We start from the raw sequence: 22,169 nt of genomic DNA, 5'->3' as shown, positions 1-22,169 counted from the left end.
CCCGGCCGGTGAGGCGACGCAGGCGTGGCCTGCCCCGGCGGCCGACCCCGACGCGACCCAGGCCTGGCAGCCGGTGGCCCAGCACCGCCCGCACGCTCCGCTCGATGCCGCGGCGACCCAGGCCATTGCTCCGGTCGTCGGTGCCGGCGGTGCGGGCGGTGCCGCCGCCGGGGCGACGCAGGCGATGTCCCCTGTCGGGGCGGGGCCCACGCAGGCGGTCCGCTACGCCAGCAGCGGGGTGCCCGAGTCGACTCCCGTGGCCCCGCTGGACTACGACGCGACCGCCCAGGTCCCCCTGCCGGCCGCCGCCGCGCCCACCACGGCGTTCGAGCAGCCGGCCTTCTCCCCGGCGCCGGCCGGACCGGAGACCCCGCAGCGACGGGGCCTGCCCGTGCCCAGCTGGGCCATCGTGGCGGGCGTCGTCGCCGTCATCGCCCTTCTGGTGTGGGCGTTCACCGGTGGTGGCGGGTCGGGTGCCGGCCAGAGCACGTCCGCGGGTTCCTCCGCCGGCGCGGGCCAGGCGGCTCCGGCCGGCTTCCAGGTCCGCCTCAGCGACACCGTCACCGACTGCGCTGCGCACTCCCGGGGCAAGGTCAAGGAGACCTTCCGGCAGGTGCCGTGCGTCAAGGCCACGCGCTCCGTCGGCACCGGCACCGTCAACGGCCGCAAGGTCCTCTTCGTCGTCTCCCGCATCGAGATGTCCTCCCCGGACGACGCGGCGCGGATCAAGTCCGTCCTCGACGGCGACGGCACGGGCAACGTCAACGACCTGCTGCGCGAGGGCAAGCGCTTCCCCGGCGGCCCGAGCCGGATGCCGCCCTCGGGCTACGCCTCCGTCCAGGCCGACCAGATCGTGGGGGTCGCCGAGGCCGGCTACCTCGACGGGTCCTCCTCGGACAGCGACCCGGCGCTGCGCGACGCGGCCGCCAAGGTCGCCGAGTCGGTCGGCACGCACTGACGGCCGCACGCCCTGACGGCCCGCACGCACTGACCTGGCCTGACGCGGCCCGGCCGCAGGGGTGACCTGCGGTCAGCCGCAGGCGGCCGCCCGGCGGAGCAGCAGGGTGCGCTCCCGCTCGTTGCGGGTGAGCTCCGCCGCGCGCTCGAGCTCGACACGGGCCTCCGCGGGCCGCCCCAGCCGCACGAGCAGGTCCGCGCGGACCGCGGGCAGCAGGTGGTAGCGGCCCAGCGTGCCGCTGGCCGCCAGGGCGTCCACGAGCTCCAGCGCCGGGGCCGGCCCGTCGGCCATCGACACCGCCACGGCGCGGTTGAGCTCGACCACCGGTGAGGGCTGCACGGTTGCCAGCACGGCATACAGGGCAGCGATCCGCTCCCAGTCGGTCTGGTCGGCGGTGCGGGCGCGGGCGTGGCAGGCGGCGATGCCCGCCTGCAGCGTGTAGGGGCCGGGCGCGCCGCCGGAGAGTGCCTCGGCGCGCTCCAGCCCGGAGAGGCCGCGGCGCACGAGCAGGTGGTCCCAGCGGCCGCGGTCCTGGTCGAGCAGGAGCACCGGGGTGCCGTCGGCAGCGGTGCGCGTGCGGGTGCGCGAGGCCTGCAGCTCCATGAGCGCGACGAGACCGTGGACCTCGGGCTCACCCGGCATCAGCCCGGCCAGGACCCGCCCGAGCCGCATGGCCTCGGCGCACAGCTCGGGGCGCAGCCAGTCCTCACCGGCAGTGGCCGAGTAGCCCTCGTTGAAGACGAGGTAGACCACCTCCAGCACCGAGGCCAGCCGCGCCGGGCGCTCGTGCGCCGGGGGCACCTCGAACGGCACGGCCTTGGCGGCGAGGGTGCGCTTGGCGCGCACGACCCGCTGGGCCATGGTCGGCTCCGGCACGAGGAAGGCTCGGGCGATCTCCTCGGTCGAGAGCCCGCACAGCACCTTCAGCGCCAGTGCGACCCGGGCCTCGGTGGACAGCTCCGGGTGACAGGCGGTGAAGACGAGGCGCAGCAGGTCATCCTCGATGTGGTCCTCGACCACGGCCGCAAGGGCGGGATCGTCCCCCCTCGCGCGTCGCTCCAGGTCGCGGCCGAGCTCGGCGTGCTTGCGGTCCCGGCGCTCCTGCCTGCGGAAGGTGTCGATGGCACGGCGCTTGCCGACGGCCATCAGCCACGCGCCGGGGTTGCGCGGGACGCCCTCCGAGGGCCACTGCTCCAGCGCTGCGAGCAGGGCCTCCTGGGCCAGCTCCTCGGCCAGGCCGACGTCGCGGGTCAGGTGCGCCAGCCCGGCGACCAGGCGCGCGGACTCGATCCGCCAGACCGCCTCCACCGCCCGGTGCGCGCTCACCGTCCCCGTCACACGGCCCATCCCACAAGCGCCGCCGCCCTTGCGCAAGGAGGCGTCGCGGAAAGGACGGATAACGGGCCTGGGCACAGCGACGGGGCGGCCCGGGTGGCCCGCCCCGCGCGTTGCCCTGTCGGGCTCAGTGCTGCTGGCTCGCGACCTGCTCGCGCAGGCGCTCCTCCTGCTCGCGCAGCTCGGGGGTGAACTCGTCGCCGAAGTCCTCGGCCTCGAAGACCTGGCGGACCTCGATCTCGTCGCCGGGCAGGAACGGTGCCCGGCGCACCCACTCGATGGCCTCCTCGCGGGAGGAGACCTGCCACAGCCAGAAGCCGGCGATGAGCTCCTTGGCCTCGGCGAACGGGCCGTCGACCACCGTCGTGCTGCGGCCCTCGCCGAAGCGGACGCGGGCGCCCTTGGAGCTGTCCTGCAGGCCCTCACCGGCGAGCATGACCCCGGCCTTGACGAGCTCCTCGTTGAACGCGCCCATCTCGGCCAGCTGCTCCTGCGTGGGCAGCGTGCCCGCCTCGGTGGCCGCGTTGGCCTTGACCATCACCATGAAACGCATGTCCGTGCCTCTTCCTTCGTCCGTCATCGGTGCGGGCTGGGCCCCTCGTGAGCCAGCCTCCACCAACGCGTCGCGCGGGCACACGTCAGATCGACAACTCCGTGGAATGAGTTTTGGCGGGGTCCGTCCCCGTGTGCCCGGCCACCGCCAGCGGCCCGGGCGCGCTCGGCGAGCTGAAGTGCTCGTGCCGCCCGGCCAGGTTCATCCGGCGCCAGTGGGCGAACCCGCGCAGGTCATGGTGGACGGCGAGGTAGTACCAGGCGTAGCGCGCGGCGTCCGGCACCCGCCGCCAGCGCAGGCCGGGCTGGGCGGTGAGGTAGCCCAGGTTCCGGAAGGTCAGGTCACGGCGGGCCGGGTCGCGCGGTACGAGCACGGAGAGCCGTCCGCCGAGCAACGGGGCCCAGTCGTCGCGACCCTGAGGGTGCAGGTACGCCGCGGCGGCGCAGGTGCCGAAGCGCAGGCCGCTGCGCTTGAGCCGCCGGTGCACCTCGACCTCGTCGCCGCGCACGAACAGTCGCGGGTCGGGCACCCCCACCCCCTCGAGGGCGGCCCGGGAGAACAAGGCGCCGTTGAACAGGTTCGCGACGCCGGGCAGGAAGACGTCCGTGCCCAGCTGGGCGCGCCGGCGCAGCCAGGTCAGTCCGCGACGCAGCGGGAAGGCCAGCTGCTCCGGGTCCTCCTCGTCGAGCACCAGGGGGGACACGACCTCGAGGTCGTGCTCGGCGGCCGTGACCAACAGGCGGCCCAGGACCCACCGGTCGGCGGGGCGGCCGTCGTCGTCGGCCATCCAGACCCAGTCCGCGCCGAGGGCGCGCGCGTGCAGGACGCCGTAGGCGAACCCGCCTGCACCGCCGAGGTTGGCCGTGGACGGCAGGTAGGTGCACGGCATACCGGCGTCGCGGACGACCGCCTCGACGACGGGGTCCGCGCCGTTGTCGACCACGACGAGGTGGTCCGGCGGGCGGGTCTGGTGCGCCACCTCGTGCAGGCACCGGCGCAGCAGCTCGGGCCGGTCCTTGGTGACGATGACGCAGACGACCTTGGGGTCCCTGATGCTCACCACGCCAACGTAGGAGCGGTCTCTGAGGGAAACCTGACACGCAGGTGAACGGCGGAGACCCGCGAGGTGGCCGCCGCGGTCAGGGCGTGACGGTCCTCACGGCCGACCACGTGACGACGGTGTCGCGGCCTTACTCTTGGGGTGCCTGACGGATCTGACGGGGCTGCGGGCCCCCTGCTCAGCCGCACGAGCGGTCTCACAGGATGCCTTCCCCGAAGTGAAATGTGCAGTTCAGACTCTGTCATGTTTCGTTCACCTAACTCTCAAGAAGCGCTCCTACCTTCATACTCGTGAGCACTCCCTTCTCATTGCTGCTGCCCGTTTACGGGGGCGACGACCCGTCGCACGTCGAGCGGGCGTTCCGGAGCACCGTCCAGGAGCAGCTCCGGCCGCCGGCCGAGGTCGTCATCGTGCAGGACGGCAAGGTCACGCCCGGCCTGGCCAGCGCCCTCGAGCGCCTGGAGGCGGAGAGCCCGGTGCCCGTGCGCCGGCTGCGGCTGAGCCACAACGTGGGCCTGGCCCAGGCGCTGCAGTGCGGCCTGTCCGCGTGCCAGTACGAGGTCATCGCGCGCATGGACGCCGACGACGTCAGCCTGCCGCACCGGTTCGCGGTGCAGCTGCCGCTCATCGAGGCGGGTGCCGACCTGGTCGGGTCGGCCCTGGTCGAGTTCTCCGACAGCGACCCGGACGGCAGCTTCGGGACCTTGCGCGTCCCGCCGCAGGACCCCGAGGAGATCGCCCGCGCCGCCCGGCTGCGCAGCCCGTTCAACCACCCCAGCGTGGTCTACCGGCGGTCTGCGGTGCTCGAGGCCGGCGGCTACCGCGAGCTGCCGCTCCTGGAGGACTACTGGCTGTTCACCCGGATGATCGACGCCGGGGCCAAGGTTGCCAACGTGCCCGATGCTCTGGTGCAGTATCGCGTGGACAGCGGCTCCTACCAGCGCCGCGGTGGCCTGCGGCTGCTGCGCTCCGAGGTCGCCCTCCAGCGCCGGCTGCGCGCCGAGGGCTTCACCACGACCAGCCAGATGCTGCGCAACCTCACCGTCCGCGGCGGCTACCGGGTCATCCCGGTGGGCATCCGCCGCGCCCTGTACCGCCGTACCTTCACGACCCCATCGGAGGGATCAACATCAGTGGAATCACTGCCCGTCACGCATCACCGACTGCTGCACCGACGGGGGGCTCGTCGATGAGGGCTGACCTCGTCGTCGTCGGGTCGGGGCTGTTCGGGCTGACCGTGGCCGAGCGCGCCGCCGACCGTGGGCTGGACGTCGTCGTCGTCGACCGGCGCGACCACGTCGGCGGCAACGCGTGGAGTGACATCGACCCCGACACGGGCATCGAGGTGCACCGCTACGGCGCGCACCTGTTCCACACGTCCAACGAGCGGGTGTGGGACTACGTCAACCGCTTCACCTCGTTCACCTCCTACCAGCACCGCGTGTGGACCGTGCACGGCGGCGAGGTGTTCCCGCTGCCGATCAACCTCGGCACGGTCAACCAGTTCTTCCGCGCCAACCTCGGCCCCGCCGAGGCCGCCGCGCTGGTCGCCGAGCAGGCCGCCGAGCTCACCGGCGAGCCCGCCAACCTCGAGGAGAAGGCGATCTCGCTGATCGGCCGCCCGCTGTACGAGGCGTTCATCAAGGGCTACACCGCCAAGCAGTGGCAGACCGACCCGAGGGACCTGCCCGCCGAGGTGATCAGCCGGCTGCCGGTCCGGCTCACCTACGACAACCGCTACTTCAACGACACCTGGGAGGGCCTGCCCACGGACGGGTATGCCGCGTGGCTGAGCCGGATGGCCGACCACCCCAAGGTGGACGTGCGCCTCGGCGTCGACTTCCTCGAGGAGGGCCACGAGCTGTCCCGCGACGCCGTGCTCGGCCAGGTGCCGGTGGTCTACACCGGTCCGCTGGACCGCTACTTCGGCGACGTGCACGGCCCGCTCGGCTGGCGCACGCTCGACTTCGAGCAGGAGGTCCTGCCGGTCGGGGACTTCCAGGGCGCCCCGGTGATGAACTACGCCGACGACGACGTGGACTTCACGCGCATCCTGGAGTTCCGCCACTTCCACCCCGAGCGCGACTACCCGTCCGACAAGACGGTGATCGTGCGGGAGCGCTCCCGCTTCGCCGGTGCCGGCGACGAGCCGTACTACCCGGTGAACACCCCCGAGGACCGGACCCGGCTGCTCGGCTACCGCGAGCTCGCCCAGGCCGAGCGCGACGACCACCAGGTCGTCTTCGGCGGCCGGCTCGGGTCCTACCAGTACCTCGACATGCACATGGCCATCGCCTCGGCGCTGCGCCTGGCCGACAACGACCTCGACGACCTCTTGCGGGGCCGCTCGACGATGGTGGAGGTGGCCCGATGAGCGCCGCCGACCAGCTCTCCCCGACCGACCGCGCGGGGGCGGCCGACCTGCGGGTGGTCGCCCGCGTCGTGCTGCCCACCGAGGGCGACCTCGACGTCCTGCCGCTCTACGTCGACGGCGAGCACGTGCCTGTGCCGGTCGAGAGCGAGCACGGCACCACCGTGCTGGCCCCGTCCGCGCCGACGCAGCAGCCCGACCAGGTCCTGGGCCGCTACTCCTACCGGGTCGGCGCCGGCCAGCGGACCTCGTTCGCGACGTACTTCAACGCGTTCCCGGCCGCGTACTGGCGGCGCTGGACGGTCGCGGAGTCGGTCACCCTGCGCGTGCGGACGCAGGGGACGGGCACCCTCCTGGTCTACCGCTCCTCCGCGCGGGGGGCGGTCGCCCGCGTGGCCTCGCGCCAGCTGGAGGGCTCGGCCGAGCACCTCATCGAGCTGCCGCTGAAGGCGTTCGGCGACGGCGGCTGGTACTGGTTCGACCTGGTCGCCGGCCAGGAGGATCTGCGGCTGGAGGAGGCCCAGTGGCTCGTGCCCGAGGCGGGCCGGCCCGCCTCGACCGTCACGGTCGGGATCACCACCTTCAACCGGCCCTCTTACTGCACCGCGCTGCTGGGCCAGCTCGGCGAGGCCGAGGAGCTGCGCGGGGTCGTCGACGAGGTCCTCGTCATCGACCAGGGCACCCAGAACGTCCGCGACGACGAGGGCTTCGCCGCGGTGCACAAGGCGCTCGGTGACCGTCTGCGGATCATCGAGCAGGCCAACCTGGGCGGCTCGGGGGGCTTCTCCCGCGCCATGATGGAGACGCTGGACGGCGGGCGCAGCGACCACGTGCTGCTCCTGGACGACGACGTCGTCTGCGAGCCCGAGGGCATCGCCCGCGCTGTGGCGTTCGCCGACTTCGCCCGACGGCCCACCATCGTCGGCGGCCACATGTTCAGCATGCACGAGCGCTCGGTGCTGCACGCCTTCGCCGAGGTCGTCCTGCCCTGGCAGTTCCGCTGGGCCCCGGCGGCGCCGACCGAGCACGACCACGACCTCTCGCGGGCCAACCTGCGCTCGACGCCGTGGCTGCACCGGCGCGTGGACGTGGACTACAACGGCTGGTGGATGTGCCTGATCCCCACCGCCGTGCTGCGCGAGGTCGGGCTGTCGCTGCCGCTGTTCATCAAGTGGGACGACGCGGAGTACGGCCTGCGCGCGGCCGCCCACGGGTTCCCGACCGTGTCCCTGCCCGGTGCCGCCGTCTGGCACGTCCCGTGGACCGACAAGGACGACAGCGTCGACTGGCAGGCCTACTTCCACGCCCGCAACCGGTTCGTCGCCGCCCTGCTGCACTCCCAGTTCGAGCACGGCGGACGCATGGTCCGGGAGAGCCTGGCCATCCAGCTCAAGCACCTGATGGCCATGCAGTACTCCGCGGCGCGGCTGCGCCAGCAGGCGCTGCTGGACGTCCTCGCCGGGCCGGAGCACCTGCACGAGCAGCTCCCGACCAAGCTCGGCGTGGTCCGCGCCATGCGCTCCGGCTTCACCGACGCGGTGGTCAAGCCCGACCCCGAGGAGTTCGCCCCGGTGCACAGCCCGCGACCGCGCAAGCGGGACGTGGTGACCCGCAAGCCTGGGTCTACGCTGGCAACCATGGCCACGGCGGCAGCCGGTCTCGCCCGGCAGCTCAAGCCCGTCCCCGCAGCCGCGAACGACCACCCGGAGCGGATCGTCCCGGCGGTGGACGCCGGCTGGTGGACGCTGTCCCGGCTCGACTCGGCGCTGGTCTCGACGACTGACGGCACCGGTGTCTCGTGGCACCGGCGGGACCGGGCGGCCACGCGGATCGCCGTGCGGGAGGCCCTGGCCACCCACCAGCGGCTGCTGCGCGAGTGGCCGTCGCTGGCCCGGCGCTACCAGGCCGCGCTGGCCGAGCTGGCCGGCGAGGACGCCTGGCGCAAGACCCTCGAGGGCCCCGGAGGCTCGGGTTCATGACGGCAGTCCAAGAGGAGCCGCCGCTCACAGTCCAAGGCTGGGGCGGCGGCTTGCTGGAGGTCTTCCGGCGCCGGTTCCTGCTCAGCCTGCTCGTGCGCAAGGAGCTCCGGGTGCGTTACCGGGCCTCCGTCCTGGGCCTGGGCTGGTCCTACGTCAAGCCCGCGGTGCAGTTCTTCGTGTACTTCATCGGCATGGGGATCATCCTCAAGCAGCGTGCCATCGGGAACTACCCGGTCTACCTCTTCGGCGGCCTCGTGGTGGTCAACACCTTCAGCGAAGCGGTCGGGAACGCCGCGCGTTCGGTGGTCGCCAACGCCGACCTGGTCAAGAAGATCTGGCTGCCGCGCGAGCTGTTCCCCGTGGCGAGCATCTTCGTCGCCGTGGTGCACCTGCTCCCGCAGGTGGGTGTGCTCCTGGTCGGCTCCCTGCTGACCGGGTGGCGCCCTGACCCTGTGGGACTCGCGGCACTGGTCGCGGGCTTGTTGCTGGTCCTGCTGCTCGCCCTGGGACTGGGGCTGCTCCTGGGTGCGCTCAACGTCGCCTTCCGGGACGTGGAGAACGTGGTGGACCTCGTGCTGATGGTGCTCATCTGGGTCTCGCCCGTGCTGTACCCGTGGCAGCGCGTGGCAGAGGTCTTCGGCCCCGGCTCGCCCTGGCTGGCCCTGTACCAGGCCAACCCCCTGACGGTGGCGGTGGAGCTGGTCCACCGTGGCACGTGGGCGACCGGCAGCAATGCCGGGGCCACACCTCCCGGCCTGATGGGGCAGACTTTGATGGCATTTGGCATGACCGTGGTTCTGATCGCCATCGGCCAGGTGGTGTTCCGCCGCCTGTCGGGGCGTTTTGCCCAGGAGCTGTGATGAGCACGCGACCAACCGCCGTCGAAGTCGACGGTGTGACCAAGCGTTTCCGCCTGCGGCACACCCACTCGCTCAAGGAGAGCCTGGTCTGGGCTGTGCAGGGCAAGGCGCGGCACAACGACTTCTGCGCTCTCGACAGCGTGGACCTCGTCGTGCCTCAGGGGCAGACGATGGCCCTGCTCGGCCGCAACGGGTCGGGCAAGTCCACCCTCCTGAAGCTGATGGCCGGTGTCATGACCCCGGACGAGGGTCGCGTCCGGCTGCGCGGCCGGGTGGCCGGGCTGCTCGAGGTCGGCGCCGGGCTGCACCCGGACCTGACCGGGCGGGAGAACGTCTTCCTCAACGCCTCGATCCTCGGCATGGACGAGGCGCAGATCCGCGCGCGGTTCGACGACATCGTGGACTTTGCCGACATCGGCCAGTTCCTCGACACCCAGGTGCGGTTCTACTCCTCGGGGATGTTCCTGCGGCTGGCGTTCGCGGTCGCGGTGCACACCGAACCCGACGTCTTCCTCGTCGACGAGATCCTCGCCGTCGGTGACGAGCAGTTCCGCCGCCGATGCCTGGAGCGCATCGAGCGGCTGTCCGCCGAGGGCCGCACGCTGGTGGTCGTCAGCCACGACCTCGACCTCGTGGAGCGTCTGTGCGACCGAGGGGTGGTGCTCCAGCAGGGAAAGATGATCCATGACGGGGACGTGGCCGAAGCCGTGCGCTACCTGAAGGCCCCGGCGTGACCTCGCTGGCTGCCTGGGCCCCCGCCTGGCCGGCGCTGCTGGCGGCGGCCGGTGTCCTCCTGCTCCCCGGGCTGGCCACGGCCTACGCCGCCGGGCTGCGCGGCATACCCGCCTGGGGGCTGGCCGCGCCGCTGTCGGTGACCATCGCTGCCGTGGGTGCGGTGCTGGGCCCGTTCGTCGGGATGCGGTGGGGGGTGCCGCTCGTCCTCCTCGTCACGGCGGTGCTCGCGGCGATCGCCTTCGGCCTGGACGTGCTGCTGCGGCGCCTGCAGGGCACGGCGCCGGGCTCGGACCGGGCACCGACGCGGCTGCTGGCCCTGACCGGTGGCGCGGTGGGGGCGGGCTTCGCCTCCGCTTCGGTCATGGTGGGCCTGCGCCGTCCGGATGCGGTCGCGCAGACGTTCGACGCGGTGTTCCACCTCAACGCGGTGCGCTACGCGATGACCACGGGTGATGCCTCCAGCCTGGACCTCGGGCGGGTGAGCACGCCGCAGCAGGCGCACGTCTTCTACCCGGCCGCCTGGCATGCGGTCACCGCGCTCGTGGGCGAGATCAGCAACGTCGCCCCGCCGACCGCCGCCAACGCGGTCTCGGTCGCCACCGCAGCCCTCGTCTGGGTCTCGGGCTGCGTCCTGCTGGCCCGGCAGGTCCTCGGCAGCCGGCCCTTCCTGCTGGTCGCCGCAGGGGTCCTCGCGCCGGGGTTCGCGGCGGCGCCGTACATGCTCATGTCCTACGGCACCGTCTGGCCGAACGCGCTGGGCACCGCCCTGCTGCCGGCCTGCCTCGCTGCGCTGGTCTCGCTGGCTGGGCTGGCCCGGGAGGACCTGCTCGGACGCCGCCGCGCCGGGCTCGTCACGCTGGCCGCGTTGCCGGGACTGGTGCTGGCGCACCCCAACGTCGTCGTCGCCCTGCTGGCGTGGGGGGTCGTCCTTGCCCCTGCCGCCGCACGGCGCCTCCTCGGTGACCGGCGGGTCGCGAACGACGGACGGGCTCGACTGGTGTGGGGCGTCGTCGTCGGCTACGTGCTCGTGGTGCTCTGGCTGGTGATCTGGTCGCCGGTCTTCGCCGCCACCCGCGGCACCAACTGGCCGCGCCGGGAGTCGATCCCGCAGGCGGTGGGGGAGTGGCTGCTGTCGGCTCCCTGCGCCGTCCCGGTCGCAGCCGTCCTCGCCGGGCTGGTCCTCATCGGCCTGGTCACCAGCATCCGGTCCCGGGTGTGGTGGCTGGGCGCCTGCCACCTGGTCACTGCCGGCCTGTTCGTCCTCGCGGCGGGCAGCGACGCACCGATCTCACAGATGCTCACCGGCCCCTGGTACAACGACGCGTTCCGCCTCGGGGCGCTGATCCCGGTGACCGGGGTGCCGCTGGCCGTCCTCGGCCTGGACTGGCTCGTGGACCAGGCCGGACGGGTGCGCTCGATCCCGTGGAACCACGCGCACCGGGCGGTGCTCGCCCTGGTCGCCGTCGTGCTGCTGAGCCAGGGCCTGTCCGTCAAGGACAACGCGCACGAGCTGGCAACGTGGTACTACCCCTCCCAGGACGTGCTTGCCGGGCCCCAGGAGCAGGGCCTGCTGCGGCGCCTGGACTCCCTTGTGCCGGCCGGCAGCGTCGTCGCCGGCAGCCCGTGGAACGGGTCGGCCCTCGGCGAGGCGTTGAGCCACCGCCAGGTGCTCTACCCGCACATGATCGGGCACTGGGGCACGGACGGGCTCCTGCTCGCCAGGAAGCTCGTCGACGCCAGCAAGGACCCGGCGGTGTGCTCGGCCGCACGGCGGCTCCATGTGGGCTACGTCCTGGACGGCCCCAGCGCGTTCTGGGTCACCGACTACCGGCAACCCTGGTATCCCGGAATGCACGTGGCGGGGGCTCCGGGCTTCCAGCCCGTGGCCAGCGGAGGACGGCTGACGTTGTACCGGATCACGGCCTGCGGCCTCTGACCCGACCGGGCGCACACGACCGTCCCGGTGGGTGACCGGCCGGGACCGACGAAGGCGTTTGCAGGTCTCTGCAAACGCCTTCGTCGCGGGGTGCCCTGCCCCTAGGCTGCGCTCGGCGCGCACGGGGCGCGCTCAACGTCGGTGGGGGAAGCGTGGTTCGCGTGCGTCGCGTCCGTCGTCTGTGGGCCGCCGTCCTGGCCGTGCCCGTCCTGGTCCTGTCCGGCACCGTCGCGAGCCCGGCGCTCGCCGACCCGTGGATCCCGCCGCCGGGCGCGGTGGACCTGCTGTTCTGGGGCAGCGCAACGAGTTCTGCCAGCTCCTCGGTCACTGCGGTGTCGGCGGACCCCGCGCCGGCGCAACGCGGGGGGCTCACCTCGGTGGCCGGCCTGTCCATCGGGCGGATCCCCGACGTCGGCACGTACACCCTGTCCAACAAGCCGACGGCGGGTCAGGTCTACGTGGACCCGGCCGGCACCTGCGGCAGCACGTATGCGTCCGTCACCGGGACCATCGTGGTGCACGAGCTGCGCTACGCCGACGACGGCACGCTCCAGCAGATCGCGGCCGAGGTCACCCGCACCTGCGGCACGGGGTCGAGCTTCGTCTGGCGCTGGCACAGCGCCGTGCCCTACCCGCGGCTGGCAGTGACGCCGCCGCCGGCTGCCTCCAGCGAGGTGGGTCCGTCGTGGACCGGGGACTGGACCGTGAGCAACACCGGCACCGGTCCCGTCACGCTGAGCGGTTTCGCCACCCCGCCGACCGGCGGATCGCTGGGCGGCACCTGCGCCAGGGACCTGGTGCTCGGCCCGGACGCCACCTGCACGCTCAGCCTGACCTACGACACCCTGACGGCGCACACCGTCCGCCCGGTCGTGGGCGCCGGCGTGACGGCGGACAACATCCCCGCCGCCTCGGCCCTCGGCTCGCTCAGCCTGGCCCCGGACCTGGTGCCGCCGACCCTGAAGGTGGCCGGGCGCACGACGACCGACGTGGGCCTGGACTGGAGCCCGGGCCAGAGCCCGCAGGACGACCCTGTGACCGGCTACGAGCTGTTCAAGACGTCCAACGGCGTCACCGTCCAGGTCCCGTTGGGAAGCACGGCGGCCCGGTCATGGCATGGCGACCCTCAGCGAAGCAGTCCCTACACCAACACCGGTTGGTCGGTGCGTCTGGTGACGACCTCCGGGCGCCGATCCGTCCTGACGCCATGGATCGCAGCCGACAGCTCCACGTCGGCCCTGCTCGGCACGTCCGCCGGGGCGCTGGTCGGAGGGGCGACGAACAGCGACGCCTCCGTCGTGCGGCTGCTGGACACCGGCGACCTGCCGCCCGGGGCCACGATCACCGGCGTCGAGGCCTCGCCGGACCGCCGCCACCTGCTCCTGACCCTGCATGACGCCAACGGTGGCCCGGACGCCCTGTGGCTCACCGACCTGCGCGGCCAGAGCCGCGAGGTCGTGGACACCTCTGCTGTCCCGGCGGGGACGTTCCACCGTGCGGTGCTCAGCCCGGACGGCCACAGGGCCGCTCTGTCCACGACCGCCGACGGCATCGCCGTGCTCGACCTGGGCGTCACCCCGGCGCGCACCACGGTGCTCGCGACGACGGGCCAGGTTCAGGCCTGGTCGCCCGACGGCGCGCGACTGCTCGTGCTCGGGGGGACGCCGTCCGGCCTGCGCTGGGTCACCATCGCAACCGGCGCCGCGACGTCGCTCCCGGGCAGCGCAGCAGCGACGGCTGCCGACGTCAACAGGCTGGGAGACGTGGTCTGGCGCGAGCCCGGCGCCTCCGCCGGGACGGACGAGCTCCAGGTGCTCCCGGCAGGGGCCACTGCTCCAAAGGTCCTGTGGAACCCCGCGGGCTGCGCCCTGGGCGTTCCTTCGTACGAGCCGGGCGCGGGGTCGCTGGTCGTGGGCGTCGGCGGCGCCGGGTGCAGCGCGCTGACCGGATCCATCGCCCGGACAATGACCTTGCTGCTGAACGGTGCCAGCCTCGCGGGCTCGCCGAGCGTGGCGCTGCCGGTCGAGCTGGACGGGCCGGTGGCCCACACGCGGGTCGCGGCGTTGGCGCCGGCGCCAACGCTGATGGTGGAGGCCCGGGACGCGAACCCCAATGACGGCCAGACCCCGGTCACCCGGGGAACGGTGACGATCGCCACGACGGTCGGTGACGCCGACGACCCGGTCCAGGCACTGACGGCCACCTGCTCGGTTGACGGCGCCGCCGCCAAGCCCTGCGCGGTCACCGGGTTCACCAGCCCTGCGCTCGGCCAGGGCAGGCACACCCTGACGATGACGGTGGCCGATCCCGCCGGGCACACCAGCCTGCCGGCGACTGTCGTCTGGACGGTGGACACGACGGCGCCGACGGCGGCGATGACCTCGACACCCCCGGTGTACACGCAGTCCCTGGGGTGGGACTGGGTCGGTTTCCCGGGACAGGTCTCCTGGACCGGCAGCGACGGGGGTGGGGTCGGCATCGCGAGCTACGAGGTGCGCTACCGCTACGCCTTCCCGACCAGCCCGTGGAGCCGTCAGCTGGCCCTGATCCTGACCGATGACACGTCGACCCCCTTCACCTTCCAGCAGGGCTACTCCTACTGCCTTTCCGTGCGGGCGACCGACGCTGCCGGCAACGTCGGCCCGTGGAGCGCCGAGCGGTGCACCTCGGCCGTGCTCGACGACAACTTCGTGTCGGGTGGCTCCTACCGGTCGTCCCCGCTCTACTCCCGGGCGTATGCCTATGGCGACATCAGCCCGTTGCACTACGGCGAGTTCCGCCAGTCCGCGAACGTCAGCGCGCGACGCATCGGTGTGGTGATGACCACCTGCCCGACCTGCGGGTCCCTCGAGGTGTGGCAGGGGAACATCAAGCTCGGCGTGGTCAGCGGTTACAGCGCCACCAAGGCCTACCGGACCGTCCGCTGGCTGCCGGCGTCCTCGACGTACCGATGGGGTCAGGTCAAGCTCACGGCCGTGTCCTCGGGCAAGGTGGCCTTCTTCGACGGCCTCGTCATCGGGAAGTGACCTCGCTGGTCCCCGGGCACACCGTGCGCGTGGAGGTGCTGCACGCCGCAGCGCAGGACTGAGCGCGCCTGTCTCGCAACGGTTACGGCCGGTGCTCAGCTCGACGGGCTCGCGTCGGCGGCGGCGCGGAGGGCGGCGACGTCGAGCTTGCGCATGCCCAGCAGCGCCCGCATGGCCCGTTGTGCGCGGGCCGGGTCACCGTCGCGGATGAGCTCCTCCAGCTCGGTCGGCACGACCTGCCAGGAGAGCCCGAACCGGTCCTTGAGCCAGCCGCACGGCCCCTCCTCGCCACCGTCGGACAGCCGTTCCCAGTAGTAGTCGACCTCGGCTTGGTCCTCGCAGCTCACCTGCAGCGAGACCGCCTCGTCGAAGGTGAACTCCGGGCCGCCGTTGATCCCGACGAACCGCTGGCCGTCCAGCTCGAACTCCACGGCCAGCACCATCCCCGCGGGGCGTGGCCCGGCGTCGGTGTAGTGGCTGACCGAGACGACCCGGGAGTTCTTGAACACAGAGACGTAGAAGGCGGCGGCCTCCTCGGCCTGGGTGTCGAACCACAGGTTGGGGGTGATCCTCTGTCGCATGACGGGTGGTCCTCTCGTGCGTCGGGACCGGTCCATCCGGTTCCATGCTGCACCCGGTACAACGCCGGGCGGGGCCGACGCTCATCGGCCTTCGCGCCACCGGCGCAGGCGCCAGCGCAGCATCGCCGTCGCGCGCCGGCCCGGGTCCCGACCGAAACGCATCAGCCAGGTGCTCGAAGGCAGCTCGAGGTCGTCCGCCCAGTCGCCGGGTGTCACGCCGTGCCGGATCGTGCGGCGCAGCAGCCGTGAGTTCGCGTCCCGGCGACGGTCCCCGGGCTCCAGGGTCCGGCTGCTGACGTGCTCGCGGCGGTCGAAGCCGGGATCGGTCTCCCGGCGCCGCTCGAGGTCCGCGCGGACCCGGTCGAAGCAGGCCCGGGCCTCGGCCGCGTCGTCGAACGCCCCGACGAGCACGTGCCGGCGCTCGTGGCGCTCGGGGTCGTAGCGGTAGTGGTGCACGACGAAGCGGCGGAGGTCGTCGTCGTCGATGTCCACCGTGGCCACATCGGCAGAGTAGGCCCGGCAGGTCTGCCATGGTGGCGTCATGCCGGCGCGGTCGATCTGGGGGATCACTCCGGGAGGACCCGGTGTCCCGGGTCCGTCAGGCCGCGCACCGGGCGCTGGTCCGGCTGACCGCTGCCGGCGCGTGAGGCCGACGTCGACCCGCTGGGCTCAGCGTGGCCGGCGGGCGATGACATGGAAGACGTGCCAGTGCTTGGGCCCGCTGAACGACCGGCCGTCCTCGTCCTCCTCCTCGAGGGCGACCACCTCCAGACCGTGGAGCAGGTCGTCGAGGGACTCCCGGTCCAGGAAGGTCATGGACCGTTGGCCGGCCCAGCTGTCCCGGTCGCCGAGCAGGTCGACCGCGAGCCAGCCGCCGGGCCGCAGCGCCTCCCGGACCTTCCTCCAGACGTCGGCGAAGTGCGACGGCGGGACGAACGGCAGGGCGTACCCGGCGTACACGAGGTCGGCCCGAGGCAGCTGGACCTGCTCGAAGCCGGCGACCACGACCTCGACCGGCGCCTCCGGACCGACGAGGCTCGCCACCCGGGTGGGGGCCGCCGGGTCGGCGTCGGTGGCGAAGACCCGCCACCCCGCCTCGACCATCGCCGCGGTCTCGATCCCGCTGCCGCAGCCCAGGTCGACGGCGAGTCGCCCGTCGCCCGCGCCGGCGTGGGCGAGGACCTGACGGCACAACGGCCGTGGCGGCCGGCCGGCCTGGGCGTCGTTGTATGCCGACCAGTGCCGGCCGTCCCGGGGCGTTTCCGCGCTCACGGGTCAGCGGTCGACGACCAGCAGCAGGTTGCCGTCGGGGTCGCTGACGGTGAAGAACAGGCACGTGTCCGGCGACCCGTCGAGGAGTGACGGTGCCAGGCCCTCGGCGTCGAGCCGGCCACGCAGGTCCTCGAGGTCGTCCGCGACGAAGTTGCACGTCGCGAACGGCAGGCCCGGCTCGGCCTTGATGCCACTCAACGGGCCCATGAGGGTCAGCGCGGTGCTCTCGGCGCCGGGTCGGCGCAGCTGGGCCGACCACTGGTTCACGTCGGTGGCGACGAGCCCCAGCGCCTTCTCGTACCACGGCGCCGCAGCCTCGGGGTCGCGGACGGGCAGGAAGGCGGTGCCGACGGAGACGGCCATGGAGGCTCCTCGTGCTCACGGGATGTGGTCGTTCGGACCGTATCCCGCGCCACCCACCAACCCGACTGGTTCAGGCGCCCGGCGTGTCCGGCAGCGCCTGTCGGGCGACGGCTGCGAGGACCGCGGCGTGGGTCTCGGCGTCGGCTGCCGCGATGAGCCCGCGGCGGCCGGTGTGCAGCGGGTCGCCGTACAGCCCGGTGACCACGCAACCGGCGGCCTGGCACAGGGCGATGCCGCTGGCGAAATGCACGCTGTCGCGCAGGTCGCCAGCGGTGACGTACGCCGCCCGGCGCCCTGCCGCGACCCAAGCGACGGCGACCGTGGAGGAGAGCACCCGTGGGCGGAACGCCGCGACGAAGCCGGGGTCGGTCAGGAGCCGAATCGCTTGTGGGTCAACGAAGTCCGGCTGCGGGGCGTCGATGTTGAGGTCGACCAGCCGGGATCTCGCCGACGGGGTGAGGCGCTCGTCCGTGTCGTCCCTGCGGACCCAGGCCGCTTCGCCGTCGGTCCAGAACACTTCTGCCGCTACGGGATCTGCGGATGCAGCTGCCTCGACGCGAGCGCCGTGGCGCAGCGCCACGTTGACCGCGGCGAGCGGGGTCTGCGCGGCGAAGTTGAGCGTGCCGCAGAGCGGGTCGACCAGCCAGGTGCGGTCGGAGGAGAGCCAGCCGCTGGCGCCGGTCTCCTCACCGAGCAGGGCGTCCCCCGGGCGGTGGGCGCGCAGCAGGTCCAGGATCGCGGCCTCGGAGGCCAGGTCGGCCTCGGTGGCGAAGTCGCTGGGGGACTTGTCGATGCGCGCCAGGGGCCGGCCGTACATCGACCGCACCACGGCGGCGCCCGCGGTGGCGGCGGCGATGGCGAGCTCGGCGTCGGAGGGGTTCACGGAGCAGACCCTAGGGGGCGGGGGCTCGTCCGGCGGGGATCCGGGGGTGACGCGAGGCGCATAACCCGCCACGCGGCATACCGGTGGTGTGATGATCGCGCCATGACGTGGACTGCTCCCGAGGTGACCCTGCCCGACGGCCCGCTCACCGGCGAGGACCGGCCGATGCTCGAAGGCTTCCTGGCCTGGCATCGCGCTCTGCTGCAACACAAGTGCGCGGGCCTGACCGGTGAGCAGCTGGCACTGCGCTCGGTCCCGCCGTCGAACCTGTCGCTGCTCGGCCTGGTGCGCCACATGGCCAAGGTGGAGCGCAAGTGGTTCCGCGAGCTCATCGCCGGCCAGCAGCTGGAGCCGATGTACGACCCGGTCCTGGGCAAGGACGCCGACTTCGAGGACCTCGACCCGGCGCTGGCGCAGGCCGACTACGAGCGGCTGCTGCAGGAGTGCCGCCTGGCCGAGGAGGTGCTGGCCGGGGCGTCGTACGAGGACACCATCGAGTCGAAGATGGGCACGATGTCGGTGCGGGCCGTGGTGGTGCACATGATCGAGGAGTACGCCCAGCACAGCGGACACGCCGACCTGCTGCGGGAGTGCATCGACGGCACGACGGACACGTAGGCGCGCTGGTCCTCGGGGACCTTGGCCCCTGCCTGTGAGCCCGCGTCGTCGCCAGCCTGAAGTGGTCCGGGCAGCCACGAGGAGGGGGACCGCAATGCACCTCGTGGTCGAGAGCGGTGCGGCCCTGGCGAAGGAGCGACCGCGGTGAGCGACCGGGTCATCGCCCGGACCGTGGGCGTGCTCTTCATCGTCGGCACCGTCACGGCGATCGTCGGCGGCTCGCTGGTGCTGGCCATCGCGGAGCCGGGGGCGCTGGGCGCCGTGGCCGCCGACCATGGCCGCGTGGTGACCGGGGTCCTCCTGGAGCTGGTGCTGGCGCTCTCGGTGCTCGGTATCGGCGCGCTCCTCTTCCCCGTCCTGCGGCGTCGCGACGAGGGCCTGGCCCTGGCCTACGCGGGCGTGCGGACCCTCGAGGCGGTGTTCCTGATGGTGGCCGCGGCCGCTGCCCTGGTCTTCCTCGCATCGGGACCGGGGACTCCGGCGGGCGGCGCCGCAGCGCGGGCACCCGGGCTGGTGCTCGCCGTCCGCGAGTGGAGCTACCTCGTCGGGTCCCAGGTGCTGCTCGGTGTGGGCGGCCTGATCCTGTACAGCCTGTTGTTCCGGGCCGCCCTGGTGCCGGCATGGCTGTCGCTCTGGGGGCTCCTGGCCGCCGCCCTGATCCTGCTGCGCGGGGTGCTGGAGGTCTACGGGCTCCAGCTCCCGGGGGCGTGGCAGGCCGTGCTGGCGGCGCCGATCGCGGTCAACGAGATGGTGTTGGCGGTGTGGCTGATCGTCAGGGGGTTCGATGCAGGCGGCGCCCGTGCGAGCGGGGGAGTGCGGCGGTGACCGGTCTGGGCCGGAGGGGTTCACGGCGGTAGGCGAGGGAAGGCGGCGATGAGATGGGGACCATGCCACAGGGGCGCGATGCGCAGCCGCGGCTGCCTCCCCGCTGGTTCGTCCGGCTGGCCTGGCGGGTGCACCGCGGGCTGTTTCGCCTCACCCGGGGACGCGTCGGCCTGTGGCGTCCAAGGGGCAACACGTGGGGCACGCTGCGGCTCACGACGACCGGGCGTCGCACGGGTGAGCCACGCAGCGTGATGCTCGGCTACGTCCAGGACGGACCACGCATGGTCACCATGGCCATGAACGGGTGGGCCGACGGGGAGCCGTCGTGGTGGCTGAACCTCCAGGAGCACCCCGAGGCGCGGGTCGAGCTGGCCGGCGCTGCCGGCATGGTCAGGGCCCACGCCGCCGAAGGAGCGGAGCGGGCGCGCCTGTGGGCGAGGTGGTCCACCATCGACAAGAACCTCGACGCCTACGCGGCGTTGCGCTCGACCGAGACCGCCGTCGTGGTCCTCGAGCCATTGCCGGACCGCGCCGAGCACTGAGGCTCTGTCACCCGCCACGCCCCCGCGACCCGTGGGCCAGCGGCGGCCTGCCCGGTTCGCCAGGCACCGGACGGAGGCCACCCCCTAGTCTCATCCCATGGACGAGGCACCGCGCACCACATACGTCCTCGTCGACGGGGAGAACATCGACGCCACGCTCGGGAACTCCATCCTGGGACGGCGCCCCCGCCCTGACGAGCGCCCACGGTGGGAGCGTCTGCTGCAGTTCGCACGCGAGCGCTGGGGACAGCCGGCGAGCGGGCTGTTCTTCCTCGCCGCCAACAACGATCTTCCGATGGCGTTCGTCCAGGCCCTGCTGGCGATCGGCTACCGACCGGTCGCGCTCTCCGGCGGCGCCGGCGAGAAGGTCGTCGACATCGCGATCCAGCGAACCCTCGCCGAGCTCCGTCGCCGCGACGCGGACGTGCTCCTCGTGAGCAATGACGGAGACTTCGTCGACCAGGTGGGGGACCTCCTCGACGGTCGGCGGGTCGGCGTGGTCGGGTTCGTCGAGTTCCGCAACCAGGGTTTCGTCAACCTGGCCGAGCGGGGGCTCGAGTCCTACGACCTCGAGTACGACGTGCATGCGTTCAACGACCAGCTGCCACGCGTCCGCATCATCCCCATCGACGAGTTCGACCCGGCCGAGTTCCTGTAGCCACGGGGACGGGGCGGAGTCCCCCGGTCGTCAAGGCTGCCCTCAGCCGCCGCGCCGCGCCAGGCTTGAGCCGCCGCGCCGGGGCAGCCTTGAGAAGGAGTTCCCTGGGAGGTGTCGTATCAAGGCGTTGCCGTTCGTGGAACTGATGTGCGGGCGGCCTGCCGGCCGCGGGACACGAGGAGTCGGGAATGGCCCTCGTGCGGGACTGAGAGGAGACGACCATGACCGAGTACCTGATCACCTTCAACGACGAGTGGGTGCCCGAGCACACGGCGGAGGAGCTGCGCGAGAAGGGCACGGCCGCCCGGGCCGTGCTGGAGGAGATGCAGGCCGACGATGTCCTGATCTTCACCAACGGCGGGCTCGACCGGTCCACCGCTGTCTGCAGTGTCGAGGCTGTTGACGGCAAGCCCGTCTTCACCGACGGCCCGTACGTCGAGACCAAGGAGCACCTCGGCGGCTTCTGCGTCGTCGACGTGCCCGACGACGAGGCGGCGCGGTATTGGGCCGGCAGGCTCGCGACCGTGCTCGACTGGCCGCAGGAGGTCCACCGGTTCCGGGGCCCCGGGCATACCCGGCGTAGCGACGCTCGGGAGAAGTGAGCGCGCGAGGGGCGGCCCGGTTGTCTCATTGATCGCCAACCGATCACGGACGGAGCTGACGCGCATGTCGTTGCCCACCCCCACGCTGCATACCGCTCGCCTTCGACTGCGGCCCTTCGACGACGCCGATGCGGACGGCCTCTTCGCGCTGCACAGCAGCGGGTACGTGCTGCGCTACTGGGACGCGCCGCCGTGGAGCGAACGCGTGCGCGCCGAGCGGTTCATCACGGCTTGCCGGCAGATGGCAGAGGGAGGCACCGGGGCGCGGCTGGCCGTGGATCGAGTCTCCGACGGGGCGTTCATCGGCTGGTGCAGCCTGAACCGGTGGAATCCGGACTACCGGAGCGCGTCGCTGGGCTACTGCTACGACGATGCAGCGTGGGGGCACGGCTACGCGACGGAGGCCGCCCGCGCCTTGCTGCGGTGGGCATTCGACACGCTGGACCTGAATCGCGTCCAGGCGGAGACCGATACGCGCAACGTGGCATCTGCCCGCGTGCTGGAGAAGCTCGGGTTCGTGCGTGAAGGGACGTTGCGGGAAGACTGCGTCGTGAACGGGGAGGTCTCTGACTCGTGGGTCTACGGGCTGATCAGGCGAGACTGGCGGCCGCCGTCCGAGCCGGCTCCCGTCCGCTGAGTCCCGGCTCCCTCGCGAGACGTCGTCGCGTCCTCGGCCACGCCCGGACGCCTGAGGCGGCTGGTCCGGGCCACGAGGATCAGATCCCGTCAGGCGCCGTTCGGTCCGCCCGAGGAGGCCGAAGTGCCCTGTTGGCCGGGCGGCTGAGACGTGAGTCTGGCGGGGCGGGGGTGAGCCACGTGTACGCCGACATGGACTCAGCCTGACCCGAAAGTCAACCCAGAGGGGCACCCTGTGAGCGCCACAACGACGAGGCAGTACCAGGACACCCGTGTCGACGTCAGGATCGTCCTGTGCGCTTTGTGGATCATGATGCTGTTCGTGTTCGCCTATGTCGACATCTTCGCGTTCTTGCGCGCCGACGTCCTCAAGGCT

Annotated in this window: 21 protein-coding genes and 1 pseudogene; 14 read left to right on the top strand and 8 right to left on the bottom strand. The window is 72.5% G+C overall.

Annotated features, from left to right (window positions below):
* A pseudogene (locus tag VF825_RS10775) lies at positions 1–958 on the top strand (hypothetical protein); the annotation flags it as partial.
* A gap of 72 nt (positions 959–1,030) precedes the next feature.
* Here the strand turns inward: VF825_RS10775 and VF825_RS10770 are convergent.
* From VF825_RS10770 to VF825_RS10760, 3 genes are all read right to left on the bottom strand, one after another.
* On the bottom strand, positions 1,031–2,296 hold the full coding sequence (locus tag VF825_RS10770) for an RNA polymerase sigma factor (protein ID WP_331113062.1): 1,266 nt from the start codon (positions 2,294–2,296) through the stop codon (positions 1,031–1,033).
* Between the two features lie 124 nt (positions 2,297–2,420).
* A complete protein-coding gene (locus VF825_RS10765) occupies positions 2,421–2,846 on the bottom strand; it encodes a YciI family protein (RefSeq protein WP_331113060.1) in 426 nt (141 codons plus the stop codon).
* Between the two features lie 85 nt (positions 2,847–2,931).
* On the bottom strand, positions 2,932–3,906 hold the full coding sequence (locus VF825_RS10760) for a glycosyltransferase (RefSeq protein ID WP_331113058.1): 975 nt from the start codon (positions 3,904–3,906) through the stop codon (positions 2,932–2,934).
* Positions 3,907–4,196: 290 nt separating this feature from the next.
* On the opposite strand from VF825_RS10760, the gene VF825_RS10755 reads away from it, so the two are divergent.
* From VF825_RS10755 to VF825_RS10725, 7 genes are all read left to right on the top strand, one after another.
* On the top strand, positions 4,197–5,099 hold the full coding sequence (locus VF825_RS10755; RefSeq protein WP_331113056.1) for a glycosyltransferase: 903 nt from the start codon (positions 4,197–4,199) through the stop codon (positions 5,097–5,099).
* Positions 5,096–6,280 (top strand): UDP-galactopyranose mutase, encoded by a 1,185-nt coding sequence (glf, locus tag VF825_RS10750; protein WP_331113054.1) that lies wholly within the window; start codon positions 5,096–5,098, stop codon positions 6,278–6,280. The genes VF825_RS10755 and glf overlap by 4 nt, the downstream gene beginning before the upstream one ends.
* Complete coding sequence (locus VF825_RS10745) at positions 6,277–8,256, top strand: glycosyltransferase (RefSeq protein WP_331113052.1); 1,980 nt, start codon at positions 6,277–6,279, stop codon at positions 8,254–8,256. The genes glf and VF825_RS10745 overlap by 4 nt, the downstream gene beginning before the upstream one ends.
* Entirely contained in the window at positions 8,253–9,116 is an 864-nt protein-coding gene (locus VF825_RS10740; RefSeq protein WP_331113050.1) for an ABC transporter permease, read from the top strand. The genes VF825_RS10745 and VF825_RS10740 overlap by 4 nt, the downstream gene beginning before the upstream one ends.
* The gene (locus VF825_RS10735) at positions 9,116–9,850 is read left to right on the top strand and encodes an ABC transporter ATP-binding protein (protein ID WP_331113048.1); all 735 of its coding nucleotides are present in this window, start codon (positions 9,116–9,118) and stop codon (positions 9,848–9,850) included. Before VF825_RS10740 ends, VF825_RS10735 begins: the two co-directional genes overlap by 1 nt.
* The gene (locus VF825_RS10730) at positions 9,847–11,787 is read left to right on the top strand and encodes a DUF6541 family protein (RefSeq protein ID WP_331113046.1); all 1,941 of its coding nucleotides are present in this window, start codon (positions 9,847–9,849) and stop codon (positions 11,785–11,787) included. The genes VF825_RS10735 and VF825_RS10730 overlap by 4 nt, the downstream gene beginning before the upstream one ends.
* A gap of 161 nt (positions 11,788–11,948) precedes the next feature.
* Positions 11,949–14,813, top strand: a complete 2,865-nt coding sequence (locus VF825_RS10725) for a hypothetical protein (RefSeq protein ID WP_331113044.1) — start codon at positions 11,949–11,951, stop codon at positions 14,811–14,813.
* Positions 14,814–14,908: 95 nt separating this feature from the next.
* Here the strand turns inward: VF825_RS10725 and VF825_RS10720 are convergent, their stop codons facing one another.
* From VF825_RS10720 to VF825_RS10700, 5 genes are all read right to left on the bottom strand, one after another.
* Positions 14,909–15,394 carry a VOC family protein gene (locus VF825_RS10720; RefSeq protein ID WP_331113042.1) on the bottom strand — a complete coding sequence of 162 codons (486 nt, stop codon included), beginning with the start codon at positions 15,392–15,394 and terminating at the stop codon, positions 14,909–14,911.
* Positions 15,395–15,475: 81 nt separating this feature from the next.
* Entirely contained in the window at positions 15,476–15,895 is a 420-nt protein-coding gene (locus tag VF825_RS10715) for a hypothetical protein (protein WP_331113040.1), read from the bottom strand.
* A 168-nt stretch (positions 15,896–16,063) separates the two neighbouring features.
* The gene (locus VF825_RS10710; protein WP_331113038.1) at positions 16,064–16,666 is read right to left on the bottom strand and encodes a class I SAM-dependent methyltransferase; all 603 of its coding nucleotides are present in this window, start codon (positions 16,664–16,666) and stop codon (positions 16,064–16,066) included.
* 3 nt (positions 16,667–16,669) lie between these two features.
* Positions 16,670–17,029 carry a VOC family protein gene (locus VF825_RS10705; protein ID WP_331113035.1) on the bottom strand — a complete coding sequence of 120 codons (360 nt, stop codon included), beginning with the start codon at positions 17,027–17,029 and terminating at the stop codon, positions 16,670–16,672.
* A 70-nt stretch (positions 17,030–17,099) separates the two neighbouring features.
* The gene (locus VF825_RS10700; protein WP_331113033.1) at positions 17,100–17,912 is read right to left on the bottom strand and encodes an inositol monophosphatase family protein; all 813 of its coding nucleotides are present in this window, start codon (positions 17,910–17,912) and stop codon (positions 17,100–17,102) included.
* Positions 17,913–18,014: 102 nt separating this feature from the next.
* Between VF825_RS10700 and VF825_RS10695 the strand changes: the two genes are divergently transcribed.
* The 6 genes from VF825_RS10695 (at position 18,015) to VF825_RS10670 (ending at position 21,794) form a co-directional block, all read left to right on the top strand.
* Complete coding sequence (locus VF825_RS10695) at positions 18,015–18,530, top strand: DinB family protein (protein ID WP_331113031.1); 516 nt, start codon at positions 18,015–18,017, stop codon at positions 18,528–18,530.
* A 144-nt stretch (positions 18,531–18,674) separates the two neighbouring features.
* Complete coding sequence (locus VF825_RS10690) at positions 18,675–19,355, top strand: DUF4386 domain-containing protein (protein WP_331113029.1); 681 nt, start codon at positions 18,675–18,677, stop codon at positions 19,353–19,355.
* A 62-nt stretch (positions 19,356–19,417) separates the two neighbouring features.
* Positions 19,418–19,897, top strand: a complete 480-nt coding sequence (locus VF825_RS10685) for a nitroreductase/quinone reductase family protein (protein WP_331113027.1) — start codon at positions 19,418–19,420, stop codon at positions 19,895–19,897.
* Positions 19,898–19,994: 97 nt separating this feature from the next.
* Positions 19,995–20,555, top strand: coding sequence for an NYN domain-containing protein (locus VF825_RS10680; protein WP_331113025.1), 561 nt, complete (start codon positions 19,995–19,997; stop codon positions 20,553–20,555).
* 221 nt (positions 20,556–20,776) lie between these two features.
* On the top strand, positions 20,777–21,157 hold the full coding sequence (locus VF825_RS10675) for a YciI family protein (RefSeq protein WP_331113023.1): 381 nt from the start codon (positions 20,777–20,779) through the stop codon (positions 21,155–21,157).
* A 64-nt stretch (positions 21,158–21,221) separates the two neighbouring features.
* Entirely contained in the window at positions 21,222–21,794 is a 573-nt protein-coding gene (locus tag VF825_RS10670; RefSeq protein WP_331113021.1) for a GNAT family protein, read from the top strand.
* Positions 21,795–22,169 lie beyond the last annotated feature (375 nt).

It is taken from the genome of Oryzihumus sp., from assembly GCF_036391795.1.
Classification (GTDB): Bacteria; Actinomycetota; Actinomycetes; order Actinomycetales; family Dermatophilaceae; genus Oryzihumus.
Note: the sequence above shows the minus strand (reverse complement) of the source record. Positions and strands in the feature narration are given on the sequence as shown.